Consider the following 17,082-nt stretch of genomic DNA (forward strand, 5'->3'; position numbering starts at 1 on the left):
TGCTAGACTTTGTAATCGTAACAAGTCACGATGATGTCTTTTAGCTCACTGATTAATGGTTCTTTCGGATTGGCAGTCGTACACTGGTCTTCGTAGGCAAGTTCGGCCAAATGGTCTACAGTAGTGTCTAATTTTTCTTGTGTGACACCTTGCGCTTTCAGACTCATGTCGATGCCCACCGATACGCCTAGATCATATACAGCAGTGGCTAATGCTTCGACTAATTCCGCAGTCGTCTTTCCTTTTAAGCCTAAGAATCTCGCAATGTCTGCGTAATCTGAATCTGCCCGGAAATAATCATATTTAGGGAACATCGCATGCTTTTGCGGATCCTTGGCATTGTAGCGGATGATATGCGGCAAAAGAATCGCATTGGTACGGCCATGAGGGATACCATATTCTCCACCGATCTTATGAGCGATGGAATGGCAAATTCCCAAGAATGCATTGGCGAATGCCATTCCAGCCATCGCAGACGCGTTATGCATCTTCTCGCGAGATTCTTCGTCGCCATTTTTTACTGATTTTTCCAGATAATTAAAGACGATTTGGATTGCCTGCAGACTTAAACCACGTGTGTAATCTGAGGCCATCACGGATACATAGGATTCGATTGCGTGTGTCAGTACGTCCATCCCAGTGTCCGCGGCGATTGAAGATGGAAGAGTTAGTACAAATTGCGGATCAATGATCGCTACATTTGGTGTCAGCGCATAGTCTGCTAATGGATATTTTACGTGTGTTTCGCTATCTGTGATAACCGCGAAGGGTGTTACTTCGGCCCCAGTCCCTGAGGTCGTTGGAATGCATACTAATTGTGTTTTTTCAGGTGGTGCGATGCCGTATGTCCGTTTACGAATATCCAAGAATTTTTGTTTCGCTCCGAAGAAGGAGGTGTCTGGGTGTTCAAAGAACATCCACATTCCTTTTGCCGCATCCATCGCAGAGCCGCCGCCTAATGCAATGATTGTATCAGGTTGGAAGTTCACGATCATCTCCAAGCCTCTATAAACGGTGTTGGTCGATGGGTTAGGTTCGACATCTGAAAAGACTTCGATCTTCACATCATTTGAACGTCTGCCTAACGCATCACGTACAATGTCCGCATAGCCAAACTGGACCATTCCAGGGTCGCAAACGAGCATGACGCGTTCCACATTTTCCATTTGAGTCAAATACAGTAAAGAGTTCTTTTCAAAGTAGATTTTAGGTGGAAGTTTAAACCATTGCATGTTCTTTCTCCGTTTCGCTACAGTTTTGATATTGATCAAATCAAGGGCAGATACGTTATGAGAAACTGAATTTTTCCCGTAAGATCCACACCCTAAAGTCAATGATGGAATCAATTCATTGTAGATGTCGCCGATCCCGCCTTCTGAGGATGGCGAATTCACCAAGATACGGCAAGCTTTCATTCGCAAACTGAAATCCAATTCAATATCAGGATCTTCTGTATGGATCACTGCGGTATGGCCTAAACCACCTAGATCCAACATTGCTTCAGATAGGTCAAGGCCATGAGAGCGACTCTCTGATTTAATCATGGCTAAAACAGGAGAAAGCTTTTCGCGAGATAGTGGATAATCCGGTCCAACTCCGTCAATTTCAGCAATCAGCATTTTTGTGCCTTCTGGAACACCAATCCCAGCCAATTCAGCGATCGTCATTGCAGAGAGACCCACAATTTTTGGATTAACGGCATATTTTCCTTCATTCATTACGACGGCTTCTAATTGGCGCAATTCATTTTTCTTAACAAAATACACTTGATGCGCTTGAAATTCCTTCTTCACTTCGTCATAGATTTCTTTGTCAACGATCACCGCTTGTTCAGAAGCACAAATCATTCCACTGTCAAAGGTTTTGGAAACAAGCAGATCATTCACTGCGCGTTTGATATTGGCAGTCCGTTCGATATAAGCAGGTACATTCCCTGGACCTACTCCTAGAGCCGGTTTGCCAGTCGAGTAGGCAGATTTTACCATGGCACCGCCGCCTGTGGCTAATACAATCGCGATACCAGGATGGTTCATCAACCCTTGTGTCGCATCCAGAGATGGCGTTTCGATCCACTGTACACAGTTTTCAGGTGCACCCGCAGCAACGGCTGCATCACGAACGATTCGTGCCGCTTCTGCTGAGCATTTTTGGGCACTCGGGTGGAAAGCAAAGACAATAGGATTCCGTGTTTTGATAGCAATCAAGGACTTGAAGATCGTTGTAGAGGTCGGATTCGTCGTCGGCGTCACACCACAAACAACCCCTACAGGTTCAGCTATTTGGACAAGATGCTTTTGTTTGTCCTCATAGATTACCCCAGCGGTTTTGTTGTTTTTGATATTGTTCCAAATGTATTCAGAAGCGTACATATTTTTGATTGCCTTGTCTTCAACAACACCGCGACCCGTTTCCTCGACCGCCATTTTTGCCAATAACATGTGTTTGTCTAATGCAGCCATCGCCATTTCGTGAACGATTCGGTCCACTTTTTCTTGATCAAAGCTAGATAAAACCTTTAATGCCTCGTTGCCTTTCTGTGCTAGATCGTTGATCATTGCCTCAACATTGATTGGTTCCTGTTTCTTCTCTGCCGCTTTAACCATTTCTTACCTCCTAATATTTTTTAACACCTCCATCTTAATCGGTCTAGTTAGCAATGTAAACGCTATCTTTTAATAAATATTTATTTCACAATTTATTTAATGAGGGAGTTTTCATGGGCGTTGTCTCATAAATATAGTATTCAATATGTAATGGTATAGATTTTATCTTTTACAATAAGCTTTTTTATCAATGAGTGTGTAACCATTTTTTTGTAAAAGGTATAAGGATGAATTTATTTTTATTTGAAAAATATAAAAAAGACTCTTTTTGTGTTTTTTTGAACAATCCTTCTTCCTTATCTTATAAATAGTTTTAAGCTGTTCGTAGAAAGTTGCAAAAGCGCTCTAAAACCAGTATTATGATACAAGTTGCACACTTATACATATAATAGAAGAAAGTAGGAAATTGAATGACTGAACCTGCGATTTCTTATCGTTTAATAAAGAAAGAAAAACATACAGGGGCGCGTTTAGGGGAGATCATCACCCCTCATGGAACGTTCCCGACACCAATGTTTATGCCCGTAGGAACTTTGGCTACCGTAAAAACAATGTCTCCTGAAGATTTGAAGGAGATGGGGGCAAGCATTATTTTGAGTAACACGTATCATCTGTGGCTGCGTCCCGGAGAAGATTTAGTTGCAGAAGCCGGTGGATTGCACAAGTTCATGAATTGGGATCAACCGATCTTAACGGATTCTGGTGGTTTCCAAGTCTTCTCATTAGCAGATATGCGAAATATCGTAGAAGAAGGGGTCCATTTTAAGAACCATCTGAATGGCTCAAAGATGTTCTTGTCACCAGAAAAAGCAATCGATATCCAAAATAAACTAGGCTCTGACATCATGATGAGCTTTGATGAATGCCCGCCATTTGATGAAAGTTATGATTATGTGAAGAAATCTGTGGAACGGACCTCACGCTGGGCGGAGCGCGGCTTAAAAGCGCACGCAAATCCAGCGACACAAGGATTATTTGGAATCATTCAAGGTGCCGGCTTTGAAGACCTGCGCCGTCAAAGTGCGAAAGATCTTGTAAGTATGGATTTTCCAGGGTACTCGATTGGCGGACTTTCAGTGGGTGAACCAAAAGAAGAAATGAACCGTGTCTTAGAATTTACGACACCGTTGATCCCAGAGAACAAGCCTCGCTACTTAATGGGCGTTGGTGCAGCAGATTCATTGATCGACGGTGTAATCCGCGGGGTGGATATGTTTGACTGCGTATTGCCGACACGTATCGCTCGTAACGGAACATGCATGACTTCTGGCGGACGTTTAGTTGTTAAGAATGCGAAGTATGCCCATGATTTCCGTCCGTTGGATGAAAAATGTGATTGCTATACGTGCCGGAATTATACTCGGGCATATATTCGCCACTTGATCCATTGTGATGAAACCTTTGGGATTCGATTGACCTCTTACCACAACCTATACTTCTTGATTAATTTAATGAAACAAGTTCGTCAAGCAATCATGGATGACAACCTATTAGAATTCCGCCAAGCCTTTTTTGAAGAGTACGGATTTAATAAGCAAAACGCAAAAAGTTTCTAAAGTATGATTAAAAATGCTAGTGTAAGCTTACAAATTTTGTTACAGTTAAAAGTGGATTTACTATGAATGCGAGGGGAAATATAAAATGGGAAACTTTTCAATGATTATTTTGCTAGTGTTGATGCTGGGGATGTTCTTTATGATGAACCGTTCTCAAAAGAAACAACAGCAAGAACGTCAAGGTTTATTAGATGCAATGAAGGTTGGAGATAGTGTTGTAACTATCGGCGGTCTGCATGGCGTGATCTCAGAGATCAACAGTGACGACAAAACAGTTACATTAGACTGTGAAGGTATCTATTTAGTATTCGACCGTTCTTCAATCAGAACCGTACAATCTGGTGTTCGTCCAGTGGCTGCTCCTGTTGAAACAAACGTCGTTGAACCAGAGACAACAGAACCAACTGAACCATTAGTAGAAGAAAAACCTGAAGACAAAACAGAAGAAAAGTAAGACGAAGCTCTTACGTAAAGAATTTTAAAAAAGGTGCGTATGTAAATACGTGCCTTTTTTGCATCTAAAGAATTAGAAAGAAGGAGAAATCAATTCATTAGAAAAAAATTAGCCTAATTTTGTGAAAAAAGTTCTAAAAGTGATGTGTTACTATAGGTTTAAAATACTTTAAAGGCTAATGTTAAAAATGCCTGTATATCATGGATTTTGTGAATAATAAAAATGGGTGTGAAAAAAATCACAAAAAGTATTTACAAACTCGTGTGTGTGTTGTATGATGTGTATGTGAAAAGTAACACAAAAATTTTTAGGAGGATACACATGGCTAAAGCGATTGAAAAAGAAAAAGACGCAGTCAGCGTTGAGCAAGTGATTGACGAATTAGCAACAAAAGCAAATGTTGCACTGAAAGAAATGGAAGATTTTGATCAAGAAAAAATAGACCATATCGTTCACGAAATGGCGATGGCTGCCCTAGACAAACACATGCTGTTAGCAAAAATGGCGGTTGAGGAAACCGGACGTGGTGTTGTTGAAGATAAAGCCATCAAAAACATGTATGCATCAGAATATATCTGGAACAGCATCAAACATGACAAAACAGTGGGTGTCATCGGTGAAGATAAGCAAAAAGGGTTGATCGAAGTTGCTGGACCTGTTGGTGTTGTTTGTGGTGTAACACCTACAACAAACCCAACTTCTACAACCATCTTCAAATCAATGATTGCTTTAAAAACAGGAAATCCAATCGTCTTTGCGTTTCACCCAAGTGCTCAAAAATGTTCAGCTGAAGCTGCGCGTATCGTTCGTGATGCGGCTATCGCGGCCGGCGCTCCTGAAAACTGTATCCAATGGATCGAAAAGCCATCGATCGACGCAACATCAATGTTAATGAACCACCCAGGTGTGGCCATCGTTCTTGCGACTGGCGGACCAGGCATGGTTAAATCAGCTTACTCAACTGGAAAACCAGCTTTAGGTGTAGGTGCGGGTAACGTCCCTTCATACATCGAAAAAACGGCGAAAATCAAACGTGCAGTAAATGATTTGATCGTTTCAAAATCTTTTGATAACGGGATGATCTGTGCTTCTGAACAAGCAGTCATTGTTGACAAAGAAGTCTACGAAGAAGTAAAAGCGGAATTCCAAGCGCATCAAGTATACGTAGTGAAGAAAGCTGAATTGAAGAGATTAGAAGACGCTGTAATGAACGAAGGCAAATACGCAGTAAACCCTGCGATCGTTGGTCATTCAGCTGAAGATATCGCGCAACGCGCAGGCATCAAAGTTCCTGCAGGCACAAAGATTCTGATTGCAGAATTAGATGGTGTGGGTGCAGATTATCCATTGTCTCGTGAAAAACTTTCTCCAGTTTTAGCTATGATTAAAGCAAACGACCATGTACATGGCTTCGACCTTTGCCAAGGCATGTTGGAATTAGGCGGATTAGGACATACAGCAGTGATCCATACCGAAGACGAAGACTTACAAGTAAAATTCGGCTTACGTATGAAAGCTTGCCGTATCTTAGTGAACTCACCATCTGCTGAAGGCGGTATCGGTGATATCTACAATGAAATGATCCCATCATTGACTCTTGGTTGTGGTTCATACGGTAAAAACTCTGTATCTAAGAACGTATCTGCTATTAACTTAATCAATGTTAAAACTATAGCGAAACGGAGAAATAATATGCAATGGTTTAAACTTCCACCAAAAATCTTTTTCGAAAAGAACTCTCTATTGTATCTAACAAAAATGGAGAACGTTGAACGCGTCATGTTAGTTTGTGACCCAGGAATGGTTCAATTCGGTTATGCAGACATCGTTCGTGAAGTATTAGGCCGTCGTGAAAACGATGTGAAGGTTGAAGTATTCTCAGATGTTGAACCAAACCCTTCAACGAATACTGTTTATAAAGGACTGGAAATGTTTAACGACTTCCAACCTGATACAGTTATTGCTCTTGGTGGTGGTTCTGCAATGGATGCGGCAAAAGGAATGTGGATGTTCTTTGAACACCCAGACACGTCATTCTTCGGCGCGAAACAAAAATTCTTGGATATTCGCAAACGTACTTACGGAATTGCGAAGCCTGAAAAAGCAAAATTGGTATGTATCCCAACCACTTCTGGTACAGGAGCGGAAGTAACACCATTCGCAGTTATCACAGACAGCGAAACACACGTGAAGTATCCATTGGCTGACTATGCGTTGACACCGGATGTTGCGATTGTTGACCCTCAATTTGTTATGACGGTACCTGCTTCAGTAACAGCAGACACTGGTATGGATGTGTTAACACATGCGATCGAGTCTTATGTATCTGTAATGGCTTCTGATTATACTCGTGGATTGAGCTTACAAGCAATCAAGCTTGTTTTCGAAAATCTTGAAAAATCAGTTAAAACAGCTGACCCAGAAGCGCGTGAAAAAATGCATAACGCATCAGCGATGGCGGGTATGGCATTTGCCAATGCATTCCTAGGAATTTGTCACTCAGTGGCACATAAAATTGGTGGAGAATACGGTATTCCTCACGGACGTACGAACGCAATTCTATTGCCTCATATCATCCGTTACAATGCCAAGGACCCTCAAAAACATGCGATGTTCCCTAAATACGACTACTTCCGTGCGGATACTGACTATGCAGATATTGCGAAGTTCTTAGGACTTAAAGGCAATACAACAGCAGAATTAGTAGAAGCGTTGATCGAAGCAGTTTACAACTTAGGTGTAACTACAGGCATCGACATGAACTTGAAGGCACAAGGCGTGACTCAAGAGACGTTGAATACAACGGTTGATCGTATGGCTGAATTGGCATACGAAGACCAATGTACAACAGCGAATCCGAAAGAACCGTTGATCAGCGAACTAAAAGAAATCATCGTAACAGCGTACGATTACAAAGCGTAAATTAGAAATTCAGGAAGGTCCTCATGAGATGAGGGCCTTTTTTTAGTGCATGATAGGCAGAGTAATTTTCCTATTTTTTAGAAAAAAATAAATTTGATTGTTTTTATTTAAAACATTCATTTTTTTTAGATAAAATGAATCTCTTTGATTGTTATAGCCTGTGAAAAACGATAGACTAGAAATCAGGATAAGAAGAAAGGTTCGAGGTCATGGAGAAACTGAAACGAGAGATAAATGAGTTAGCTGAATCGAATGCGCGATTAGGTGCATTGATTGATTATTTAGCAAATGAAAAGAAGTTAATGGCAAGTAAAGCAAACCACATTTTTATGTTGGATATGCAAGACTATGTGGCGGCATTAGGCCGACTCGCTCCCTCAGATTCGAAAGTATCGGTGACATTGCCAGAAATCAAACAAATCAATCATTTGCTTACTAAACAGTATGAATTAATGAAGCTTATTCGAAGAGACTATGCACGACTTGAAGTTTCAGGGAATCTACCAGAAGATCTGACTTTCGACGAACGGAAGAAGAAACATTTTAGACGGTTGCAAATTATTAATCAATTGCTATTGCAAGACAATATCTTTTTCCAATCTATGCTGGATGACAAAAAAATCAGCGGCAACATTCGAATTGGTGAGAAAAAGAGTTGGCTTCAACGCCTATTTAAACGATAGATACGGCCGGTCCGACATGCAAGACGGGTCAGTCGAAATAAAAAGGAGGAGATCGCTTGATCTCCTCCTTATTGTGCCTCCGCATATTACTTACGTAAAGCGAATGCTGTATAATCAATTTCCCTTGCCTGGCACCATTCTTTTGGCGCGCCGCTCAAGATAATAGGGTTACGCGTCAATTCTGCTGTCGTGGCTTTGCCTGTCATAAGATACAAGCGATGAAGCTGAACTTTCCAATCCTCGATCATTTCGATCGTATCATCGATACCATTGCTGATTAGATGATTCAATATTGTCGCAGAAAGACCAACGGCTTTTGCGCCTAAACACAACGCTTTAAATATGTCATAGGCATCGCGAATGCCGCCAGAAGCAAGGATCGTCATATCGCTAATGGCTTGTGCTTCTAAGAGAGAGATCACTGTTGATTGGCCCCAATCGTCTAGATAAGACAATTCTCTCTTTTTTCGACGAGCATTTTCAATTTGTGAAAAGCTTGTCCCTCCGCGACCTGAAACATCCACGGCGTGAACACTGAGTGCTTGTAACTGTCGGATCGTCTCTTTGCTCATACCGAATCCAACTTCTTTAACGACTACAGGGACAGACAATTTCTGAACGGTATCATGTATGTTCTGAGACCACTCATGGAAATCTCGGTCTCCTTCAGGCATCACGAGCTCTTGCGGTACATTCAAATGAATCTGCATACCATCTGCTTGCAGCAGATCCACGATTTTTTGTGCATCCTCACTTGTTCGGCCGGCACCCATGTTGCCCAAAATAAGCCCGTTCGGATTGACTTCGCGAACGACAGTGTAAGAGTCTGCGACAGTTGGATCTTTCAATGCGGCACTAACAGAGCCTGTTGCCATCATCAAGTTTGTTTCACGTGCGATAATTGCTAAATCATGGTTGATTTTTTTTGTTTTCTCACTACCGCCCGTCATCGCATTGATATAAAACGGTGCAGTAAGCTTAAGCCCAAGAATTTCTGTACTTAAATCGATTTCTTCCGGTCGTACAGAGACTAAAGAAGAATGTACCAAGCGAACAGCATCAAAGTCATTTTCTTTTGGCTTTTGGTGAAATGCACGAGCTAAGGAAACATGTTCATCTTTACGATTCATGGCGATCCTCCGTGAAGTGATAGACGTGTAAAGGCAGGGGCGTAATACCGGCTTTTTCCCAAGAACTCATCAGAGGAAGAATGCCAGCACGCTTATCAACAATAACGATACCGCAGTCACCGCCGCCAGCACCCGAAGATTTCGCTGCACCGCCGTACTTTTCAGCGAGATCATTCAATCGTTTCAATTCTTCTGTTTCAATAGATACATTGCTCAAGCTGGTCAATTGATTCAATAGTTGGCGATTTTTCCGAATCATTTTTTGGATCAGAGCAATGTCATTTTGCTTGAACCCTTGGATCATTTGATCCACACAGTCTGTACTGTCGCGTAAAAAATTCTCATAAGAGGTTTTCTTTTCGTCGCGAGATTGATGGACCTGGTCCACTAAATCAGATGTGGATGCCGGACTTCCAGTCCAGCCAATCAATAAGCGTAAATCCTCTGGGACTTTTAAAGGTTCTATTTTTAAATTTGGCCAGTCACTTTCGATCAATGTCGTCATTTTTTCGGATTCCAGTTTATTTAACACCCATTCATGATCAAAAGTGGAAAAAGCCAACCAGCCGCCATAACAACTTGCGGCAATATCGCCACAAGAACCGTTGCCTTGGACATTTAAGTGAGCCAATGTAGCCAGCTTGAATAGCTCAAGTTGTGAAAGCTGCAAATCGTAAAAAGCATTCAACGCTTTAACAGTAGCTACAGTGACTGCACCACTTGAACCCAACCCATATTTTCGACCATTGGAATTATCCAATTCGCTAGTCACCTTTAAATCGAAGAAGGCGAGTTTTTTCCCTTTTTCTTGAGCGAATTTTTCAGTAAAATGGATCGCCGCTAAAATGTAATGAAATGGATTGTCTCGGATGTCCAGAACCAATTCGTTTTTGCGTCGTGTCCATCGTACAGGAAGGTCGCTATATTGCGCAGATTGAATACTTCCGCTTTTTTTTGCCGGACCGATAGAAACGGAAATAAATTGATCGATCGCTACGATAATCGCGGGATGTCCGGGTTCTACGACAGCGTACTCACCGGCAATATATAATTTTCCTGGTGCGGATACTTCGATCATTTAGGCATCCTCCTTCGATAAGATTTCGATAGCGGGTCCTGCGTGAGCGACCACTAATTGCTTGGCATCAAGATGAGCACTCATAGCGGATAGCAGGGCCGCTTCATTTTTTCGTTCTACTAATAGTTTAACATTTGGACCGGCATCCATTGTGAAATAGCAGGGTAAGCCCCCGTTTCTGATCTGGCGAACAAGGTTCATGACTTTCATACTTTCCGCCGACCAATAAGTAAATGGCGGGGTTGCTGCCAAAGTTGTTCCGTGCATTTTTAAGGCACTGGACTCAGAAACTTCACCGAGTGCGATAAAATCTTTTTCTTTTATAGCTTTTTTTGCTTTGGCTAAATCTTGTGGTACAGTTTGCAACCAGCCATCATAAAAAGCGGAGGTCTCCACAGTACGCTGCATCCCGTCACGACTAGAAATGTCCTTTTGAGCGTCGTTAACCACGACGAAAATCATACTTAAGTCGTTCTCAAAATCCGAACTTGGAATTTGAACGGCATAAGAAGTTTCGTCGGAATACCCTTTTTGCCATTCTGCAAACCCGCCATAAATACTACGGCAAGCAGATCCAGAACCGCGGCGAGCCAAACGAGACAGCTCTTCGGGAGTCAAATTTAGATTCAGGGCATCACTCGCAGCGCCAGCCAAAGCGGCCAAGCCGCTCGCAGAAGAAGCTAATCCTGCCGCAGTTGGCACAAAATTCTTACTTTTGACGACTGCACGTAGGGAGGAATCTGTTTTTGAACGCACGAAATCAAGAAAGCGACTCACTTTTAAGGTCGCTTTCGAATCTTGCCATTGGTTGTCTAAATAAAATTGGTCTTCTTTTAGTTCTTTAGAAAACGTAACTTCCGTTTCTGTATAAAAAGCGTCCAGTGTTAATGACAAGCTATTATTCATCGGAATAATCAATTCCTGATTTTCTTTGCCCCAATATTTGATCAAGGCGATATTCGTATAAGCTCGAGCTTTACCACTATACATGTGCGTACACACCTAACCCTTCGATCCATGTATTTCGGGCGCCTGCATCCAACAGAATACGTTGCAGCCGACGTCCGCTAGTTTCATTTTCGGCTAAAGCAATCATACAGCCGCCGCGTCCGCCGCCAGTTAATTTAGCACCTAATGCTTGGTTTTCTAAAGCCGTTTGAATCAAATGATCTAAGTGGGAATTGCTAGTTCCCAACAAACGTAATAGTCCTTGCGCTTGATTCATACAATCCCCTAGAATCTGTGGTCGATTTTTTAAGATCGCCTGTTGCGCCTGAGCAGTCAGTTTCCCTAATGACCGCATTTGTTTATTCGTTTCGTAAGGACGCATTTCCATCAATTTTGCGATGTCCTTGACTGCTTTGCGTGTTTGACCCTTTACACCAGTATCCGCAACGACTAAAAAAGCATCCATATTTAGTTGAAAAGGCCGAAATCCAATGCCTTTTTGATAAAGAATGGGTTCAGTACCGCTGATGGTTGTCGCATCAATACCGCTAGGGTTCCCATGAGCAACCGCTTCTGCCTGATTTACGAAATGCAACACTTTTTCTTGAGTTGCAGCTTCCTCCATCCAATCAAAAACGGCGCGAGTGATCGCAACGGCAACCGCTGCGCTAGACCCCATTCCGCGTTCTGCTGGAATAGAGCTGTCGATTTTTAAATAGAACGGTTCTGGAATCTTGAAATGTTTTACCAAGTACCAAAGTAACACCGTTACATTACGCATTGTATTGGGAGCTTTAGAAAGCGGCCCGTGGAAGAAACTAGATTCAATCCATGATTCCAAGTCATTCGCTTGGATGGTTGCTTGGATGCCTGTCCCGGAAAACGGAAAAGCGATGGCTGGCTCTCCATAGACAACCGAATGTTCTCCCATTAATATGATTTTTCCGCTGGCATAACCCGAGCCAATCGATTTCATAAAAAAACCCCTGTTTCGTTTTAGAGTAAGTAGATATTAGAAAATAATTTATTTCTCTTCAATATTCATTTTAATTGAATCGTTCTTATAGCAAAAACAATTTGTTTTCTTTTTATCTTTTGGAAGAAAATACTGTAAGAATCTTTACTTATCAGTAGGTGTCTGTTTTTTGTCTCTTTCCATTTTACTCAGAGTCAGCGGACAAGTAAACGAAAGCGTTGAAAAGTTTTTGAAAATCAACGCTTTTTTAAACATTCTTTAGAAGAAAAAGTGATCAGATTTTTTTGGTTATTTTGTTTGACGACACAAGATATTGGGGGTATATTAGATAAGTTGAAAAATACGCACTATATTTTGTATGAAATGAGCTGGGGGTTTATGAGCGTGATCGTATTAGCAGGAACTATTGGAGCAGGGAAATCAAGTTTGACGGCGATGTTGTCAGAACATTTAGGCAGTCAAGCTTTTTATGAATCAATTGAAGATAATGAGGTATTGCCGTTGTTTTACGCGGATCCAGAACAATATGCCTTTTTATTGCAGATTTATTTTTTGAATAAGCGTTTTGATAGCATCAAAAAGGCGATGCAAGATGACAATAATGTGTTGGATCGTTCCATTTATGAGGATTCCTTATTGTTCCATCTGAATGCCGATCTTGGTCGAGCAACAGAGACAGAAGTAAAGGTCTATGATGAATTGTTGGCTAACATGATGCAGGAACTACCATATGCTGCACATAAGAAGCATCCCGATCTGTTAGTTCACATTCGTGTTTCTTTTGAAACGATGATGGAACGTATCCAAAAGCGTGGACGGGAATATGAACAATTGGAATTTGATCCAACTTTGTATGATTACTATAAAGAATTGAATAGTCGTTATGACCAATGGTATGAAGAATATAACGAAAGCCCTAAAATCCAAATTGATGGAGATCGCTTGAATTTTGTTGACGATGCAGTTGCTCGGGACGAAGTGATTCGTTTGATTGATGAAAAAATTTTAGAGGTTCAAGGAGTTTCCGTAGATTAATAAGTTAAAAAAGCTTTGCCAGATTTGATACGCTCCCTATAAAGTAGACAAGGAAAAAACAAAAATCCAAGTCTACTTTATAGGGAGTTTTTGTATGTCAAAGAGAAGTATTTATTCTCCAGAAGAAAAATTTCAAATTATTTCAGAAGTGATGGATAAACGTCGTAGTGTGAACAGTGTCGCTAAGAAGCATTCCCTTTCTTGGACGACGATAAACAATTGGATTCGTAAATATAATGATGACGGAATCGAGGGACTAAAAGAAGCAACAACGTGGAATCAGTACGATAGTGGACAAAAGCAGGAGGCTGTTTTGGCTGTCATAAATGAAGAAATGTCTCTCTATCGAGCAACGACGTTTTTTCAAATTTCTTCGACCTCTGTGTTAAGAAGATGGGTTTCACGCTATACTAATGGGGAAACACTAAAATCAACAAGTAAAGGCAGTGTACCCAAAACCATGAAAAAAGGACGTAAAACCACCTATCAAGAGCGTATCGAGATCGCTCAATATACAATCGCTAATGAACTGAACTACGCACAGGCGATCGAAAAATATGATGTCTCTTACCAACAAGTGTACTCTTGGGTAAAGAAATACCAGCAACACGGAGAAGAAGCACTAAAAGACAATCGTGGACGAAACAAATCAAGCGAGTTCTTAACCGAAGAAGAGCGGTTGAAATTAAGAGTAAAAGAACTGGAAGCACGAAACAAGCATTTAGAAATGGAGAACGACTTCGCAAAAAAGTTACAAGAGATTCAACGGCGAAACCGGTCCTCACGTTCGTAAGAAACGTGGAACTCTATCAAACGATTTCAGAACTGCATGAAGAGAAGCACTATTCAATCACGAATCTCTGTCAATTGGCTGGGATCGCACGCTCTTCTTACTATAAATGGTTGAAGTGGAAACCCTCAAAAAAAGAACTTGAAAACAGAAAACTGGCAAAAGAGATCCAGAAGAAATATGACAGTAAAAAAGGCGCTATCGGGTATCGGCAAATTCGTATTCAACTGAATCGAACATTCAAGAAAAACTATTCTAAGAAACGTTATTACCGCCTAATGAAAGTACTTGGGATTAAAGCAGTGATCAAGAAAAAGCGTCCGACCTATGTAAAAGCAACGGAAGCTAACGTTGCAGAAAACAGGTTAAACCGCAAATTTATCGCTGAAAAGCCCAATCAAAAATGGTGTACGGATATTACTGAATTGAGATACGGCAATGGCCGAAAGGCTTATTTGAGTGCGATCATCGATCTTTATGATCACTCGATCGTTTCTTGGAAGCTCGGTCATTCCAATAATAATCCACTTGTCATGGATACTGTAAAAAAAGCCATGCGTAAGAATCCTGGCGTCAGACCGCTGCTTCATAGTGATCGCGGGTTTCAATACACCTCTTATGATTACAAAGCACTCCAAGTAAACTATAAATTCACCAAAAGTATGTCTCGAGTCGGTCGCTGCCTGGACAATCAACCGATCGAACATTTTTGGGGAACATTTAAAGAAGAAAAATTCTATCAAGAAAGCTATCAAAGCTTTGATGAACTAAAGAAATCTGTCAGTAGTTATATGCGGTACTACAATAATTATCGCTACTCTGAAGCGTTAAATGAGCTTTCACCAAACGAATTCAGAAGGCAAGCCGCATAAAAACAGGAATCGAGTCACTCGATTCCTGAATAGTATAATTTTTGTTTTTTGGCTGTCTACTTGACAGGGAGCACTTCAATTTTTTTCTGGTAAAGCTTTTTTAGTTTTGATTTAATCAAAACTAAAAGAGAGATTTCGTAAATAATAAGTACATACTGAACACTGCGATAAATGAACGACTTGAAATGAATACAATAAGATATTTTTTGTTATACTAAAGTAAGGTTGTTTAGGAGTAAGGAGGTTTCTAATGGATATAAAAAAGACGTTCAATCAGGGGATGTATTCATGGGTCCGCGTAGATAGTACCCAAGCGCATGAAATAAAAAAATTACGAGCTGATTATGCGATCAGTGATGAAATGCTGACGTATGCCTTGGATGATAATGAACGCGCGCGGGTAGAGTATGACCCGTTGGAAAAGGCCTTTTTGTTAATTTTTAATGTGCCGAACCTCTTGAAAAAGGACAATCATTATGAGACTAGTCCCATGGCATTTATTTTAAAGGATCAATACTTTTTTTCTTTTGTGAATGAACGAACTGCGTATGTTGAAAATATCATCGAGAACTTATTGTCGAATGAACCCAATCAAAGCACTGCGAGCTTACTCTTCCACACGCTATTTTTGATTTCCGATTATTATTTTCCATTAGTGGAAGAAGTGGATAGTCAGAGAATTCAGTTGAATAAAAAGCTTCGAGAAAAGACCACCAACAAAAATCTGTTGGCACTTTCTGATTTGGAGATAGGATTGGTTTATCTGGTGACCGCGACTAAGCAGAATGCGGTGCTGCTAGAACAAGTGAAGGCGCAGGCGATTTTTTCTAGCTTCACTGATAAGGAAAAAGAAGAGTTAGATGATGCTTTGATCGAGGCAAGACAAGCGGTAGAAATGACAAGATTATCTAGTGAGATTTTAGATCAGTTATCTGGCACGTACAATAATCTATTAAACAATAATTTGAATGATACGATGAAAATTTTGACGATTTGGTCATTGTTGTTAACCATCCCGACCATTGTCACAGGGTTCTTTGGGATGAATATGCCGCTTCCTTTTACACATTCAGAAGCGAGTTGGATCGTTACTGTAGTGATTAGTGTGGCACTCTCAATCTGGTTAATTTTGATTTTATGGCGAAGAATACGTTAAAAGCGAAGCGATCATCGATCGCTTCGCTTTTTTTGTGTTAATAACGAAGAAAGCAGGATTTAACTTAAAGTATAAAGGATTCGATGACTTCAGCTACCGCACTTTGTTCATGATTGGCGTTAGTAGTATGCTGTGCCGCTTCTTTGACTGCGGGTACGGCATTTGCCACAGCGATCCCTAATTCTGCTGCACGAATCATTGCCAGATCATTGGTATTATCACCGATAGCAATGGTTTCATTCATCGGAATAGCTAAGTGTTCCGCCAGTGTCTGTAGCGCAATCCCTTTATTCACACCTTTGGGGTTGAACTCAATGTAGCGGTTGGAAGAATAACTGATCTCTAATGATTCCCGCAGGTCAAGAGGCATTTCTTTTTCTATTTTTTCTAAATAGCTGCGATCTAAATTTTGAAATAAAGCTTTGTAGCAAGTCTGATCTTTTAGAAAACCAAAATCATCATCTAGTCTTTTTTCATGGGGAATCGTTAATAAGTAGGCGTCCTCATCCGGGTTACTGTGATAAACATAGGTTTGATCAAACGTGTAAAGATGAATTGCCACTTCGTAATTTGATCCAAATTCAAACAAACGAGCAAGTGTTTCAAAATTCATGGGAAAGTCTTTGATAATCGTCGGGCCTTGATTTTCCACGACAACACCGCCGTTGAATCCAATCATGTAATGCGCCGCTTTATTTGCAGCGTCCAATTCTTCTAAAGTTTGTTTGATCGAATAAAATCCGCGACCTGTCGCAGGTGCGAATACAAGGCCGTTTGTCTCTGCTTTTTTTATCGTTTCTCGTGTCTTTTCGGATACATGTCGGCCTTTATCTAATAATGTTTCATCCAAGTCACAAGCAATTAATCGGTACATAGAAG

Annotated in this window: 14 protein-coding genes; 8 read left to right on the plus strand and 6 right to left on the minus strand. The window is 40.9% G+C overall.

Translation table 11 applies throughout. The features are described from left to right. Nucleotides 1–2: 2 nt before the first annotated feature. Nucleotides 3–2,603, minus strand: coding sequence for a bifunctional acetaldehyde-CoA/alcohol dehydrogenase (gene adhE, locus I592_RS01615; RefSeq protein ID WP_010781979.1), 2,601 nt, complete (start codon nt 2,601–2,603; stop codon nt 3–5). A gap of 410 nt (nt 2,604–3,013) precedes the next feature. On the opposite strand from adhE (I592_RS01615), the gene tgt reads away from it, so the two are divergent. The 4 genes from tgt to I592_RS01635 all read left to right on the plus strand — a co-directional run bounded on the left by tgt (nt 3,014) and on the right by I592_RS01635 (nt 8,218). Continuing rightward, the gene (tgt, locus tag I592_RS01620; RefSeq protein ID WP_010781978.1) at nt 3,014–4,159 is read left to right on the plus strand and encodes a tRNA guanosine(34) transglycosylase Tgt; all 1,146 of its coding nucleotides are present in this window, start codon (nt 3,014–3,016) and stop codon (nt 4,157–4,159) included. A gap of 85 nt (nt 4,160–4,244) precedes the next feature. Next, the gene (yajC, locus tag I592_RS01625) at nt 4,245–4,613 is read left to right on the plus strand and encodes a preprotein translocase subunit YajC (protein WP_044925979.1); all 369 of its coding nucleotides are present in this window, start codon (nt 4,245–4,247) and stop codon (nt 4,611–4,613) included. A gap of 321 nt (nt 4,614–4,934) precedes the next feature. Beyond that, entirely contained in the window at nt 4,935–7,535 is a 2,601-nt protein-coding gene (gene adhE / locus I592_RS01630) for a bifunctional acetaldehyde-CoA/alcohol dehydrogenase (protein ID WP_010781976.1), read from the plus strand. Nucleotides 7,536–7,744: 209 nt separating this feature from the next. Next, nucleotides 7,745–8,218, plus strand: a complete 474-nt coding sequence (locus I592_RS01635) for a hypothetical protein (RefSeq protein WP_010781975.1) — start codon at nt 7,745–7,747, stop codon at nt 8,216–8,218. Between the two features lie 86 nt (nt 8,219–8,304). Here the strand turns inward: I592_RS01635 and fni are convergent, their stop codons facing one another. Genes fni through mvk form a run of 4 tightly spaced genes read right to left on the minus strand, consistent with a single transcriptional unit; the run spans nt 8,305 to nt 12,350 of the window. Further along, the gene (gene fni, locus I592_RS01640) at nt 8,305–9,348 is read right to left on the minus strand and encodes a type 2 isopentenyl-diphosphate Delta-isomerase (protein ID WP_010781974.1); all 1,044 of its coding nucleotides are present in this window, start codon (nt 9,346–9,348) and stop codon (nt 8,305–8,307) included. Continuing rightward, complete coding sequence (locus I592_RS01645) at nt 9,338–10,426, minus strand: phosphomevalonate kinase (RefSeq protein WP_010781973.1); 1,089 nt, start codon at nt 10,424–10,426, stop codon at nt 9,338–9,340. Before I592_RS01645 ends, fni begins: the two co-directional genes overlap by 11 nt. Beyond that, on the minus strand, nt 10,427–11,416 hold the full coding sequence (gene mvaD, locus I592_RS01650; protein ID WP_010781972.1) for a diphosphomevalonate decarboxylase: 990 nt from the start codon (nt 11,414–11,416) through the stop codon (nt 10,427–10,429). It abuts the gene before it with no gap. Continuing rightward, entirely contained in the window at nt 11,409–12,350 is a 942-nt protein-coding gene (gene mvk / locus I592_RS01655; RefSeq protein ID WP_010781971.1) for a mevalonate kinase, read from the minus strand. Before mvk ends, mvaD begins: the two co-directional genes overlap by 8 nt. Nucleotides 12,351–12,728: 378 nt before the next feature. Between mvk and I592_RS01660 the strand changes: the two genes are divergently transcribed. The 4 genes from I592_RS01660 to I592_RS01675 all read left to right on the plus strand — a co-directional run bounded on the left by I592_RS01660 (nt 12,729) and on the right by I592_RS01675 (nt 16,203). Continuing rightward, the gene (locus I592_RS01660; protein WP_279625398.1) at nt 12,729–13,385 is read left to right on the plus strand and encodes a deoxynucleoside kinase; all 657 of its coding nucleotides are present in this window, start codon (nt 12,729–12,731) and stop codon (nt 13,383–13,385) included. Nucleotides 13,386–13,479: 94 nt separating this feature from the next. After that, complete coding sequence (locus I592_RS01665; protein WP_010781073.1) at nt 13,480–14,178, plus strand: helix-turn-helix domain-containing protein; 699 nt, start codon at nt 13,480–13,482, stop codon at nt 14,176–14,178. Then, the gene (locus tag I592_RS01670) at nt 14,070–15,047 is read left to right on the plus strand and encodes an IS3 family transposase (RefSeq protein ID WP_244265182.1); all 978 of its coding nucleotides are present in this window, start codon (nt 14,070–14,072) and stop codon (nt 15,045–15,047) included. Before I592_RS01665 ends, I592_RS01670 begins: the two co-directional genes overlap by 109 nt. Nucleotides 15,048–15,297: 250 nt before the next feature. Next, nucleotides 15,298–16,203, plus strand: coding sequence for a magnesium transporter CorA family protein (locus I592_RS01675; protein ID WP_010781969.1), 906 nt, complete (start codon nt 15,298–15,300; stop codon nt 16,201–16,203). Between the two features lie 64 nt (nt 16,204–16,267). On the opposite strand, the gene I592_RS01680 is transcribed toward I592_RS01675, so the two are convergent. Next, nucleotides 16,268–17,077, minus strand: coding sequence for a Cof-type HAD-IIB family hydrolase (locus I592_RS01680; protein WP_010781968.1), 810 nt, complete (start codon nt 17,075–17,077; stop codon nt 16,268–16,270). Between the last annotated feature and the right edge of the window lie 5 nt (nt 17,078–17,082).

It is taken from the genome of Enterococcus gilvus ATCC BAA-350 (genome assembly GCF_000407545.1).
Classification (GTDB): domain Bacteria; phylum Bacillota; class Bacilli; order Lactobacillales; family Enterococcaceae; genus Enterococcus_A; species Enterococcus_A gilvus.

Bases quoted from the DNA above. Each gene is read 5' to 3' on its own strand.
- adhE (WP_010781979.1), bottom strand. From the start codon at position 2,603: ATGGTTAAAGCGGCAGAGAAGAAACAGGAACCAATCAATGTTGAGGCA.
- tgt (WP_010781978.1), top strand. From the start codon at position 3,014: ATGACTGAACCTGCGATTTCTTATCGTTTAATAAAGAAAGAAAAACAT.
- yajC (WP_044925979.1), top strand. From the start codon at position 4,245: ATGGGAAACTTTTCAATGATTATTTTGCTAGTGTTGATGCTGGGGATG.
- adhE (WP_010781976.1), top strand. From the start codon at position 4,935: ATGGCTAAAGCGATTGAAAAAGAAAAAGACGCAGTCAGCGTTGAGCAA.
- I592_RS01635 (WP_010781975.1), top strand. From the start codon at position 7,745: ATGGAGAAACTGAAACGAGAGATAAATGAGTTAGCTGAATCGAATGCG.
- fni (WP_010781974.1), bottom strand. From the start codon at position 9,348: ATGAATCGTAAAGATGAACATGTTTCCTTAGCTCGTGCATTTCACCAA.
- I592_RS01645 (WP_010781973.1), bottom strand. From the start codon at position 10,426: ATGATCGAAGTATCCGCACCAGGAAAATTATATATTGCCGGTGAGTAC.
- mvaD (WP_010781972.1), bottom strand. From the start codon at position 11,416: ATGTATAGTGGTAAAGCTCGAGCTTATACGAATATCGCCTTGATCAAA.
- mvk (WP_010781971.1), bottom strand. From the start codon at position 12,350: ATGAAATCGATTGGCTCGGGTTATGCCAGCGGAAAAATCATATTAATG.
- I592_RS01660 (WP_279625398.1), top strand. From the start codon at position 12,729: ATGAGCGTGATCGTATTAGCAGGAACTATTGGAGCAGGGAAATCAAGT.
- I592_RS01665 (WP_010781073.1), top strand. From the start codon at position 13,480: ATGTCAAAGAGAAGTATTTATTCTCCAGAAGAAAAATTTCAAATTATT.
- I592_RS01675 (WP_010781969.1), top strand. From the start codon at position 15,298: ATGGATATAAAAAAGACGTTCAATCAGGGGATGTATTCATGGGTCCGC.
- I592_RS01680 (WP_010781968.1), bottom strand. From the start codon at position 17,077: ATGTACCGATTAATTGCTTGTGACTTGGATGAAACATTATTAGATAAA.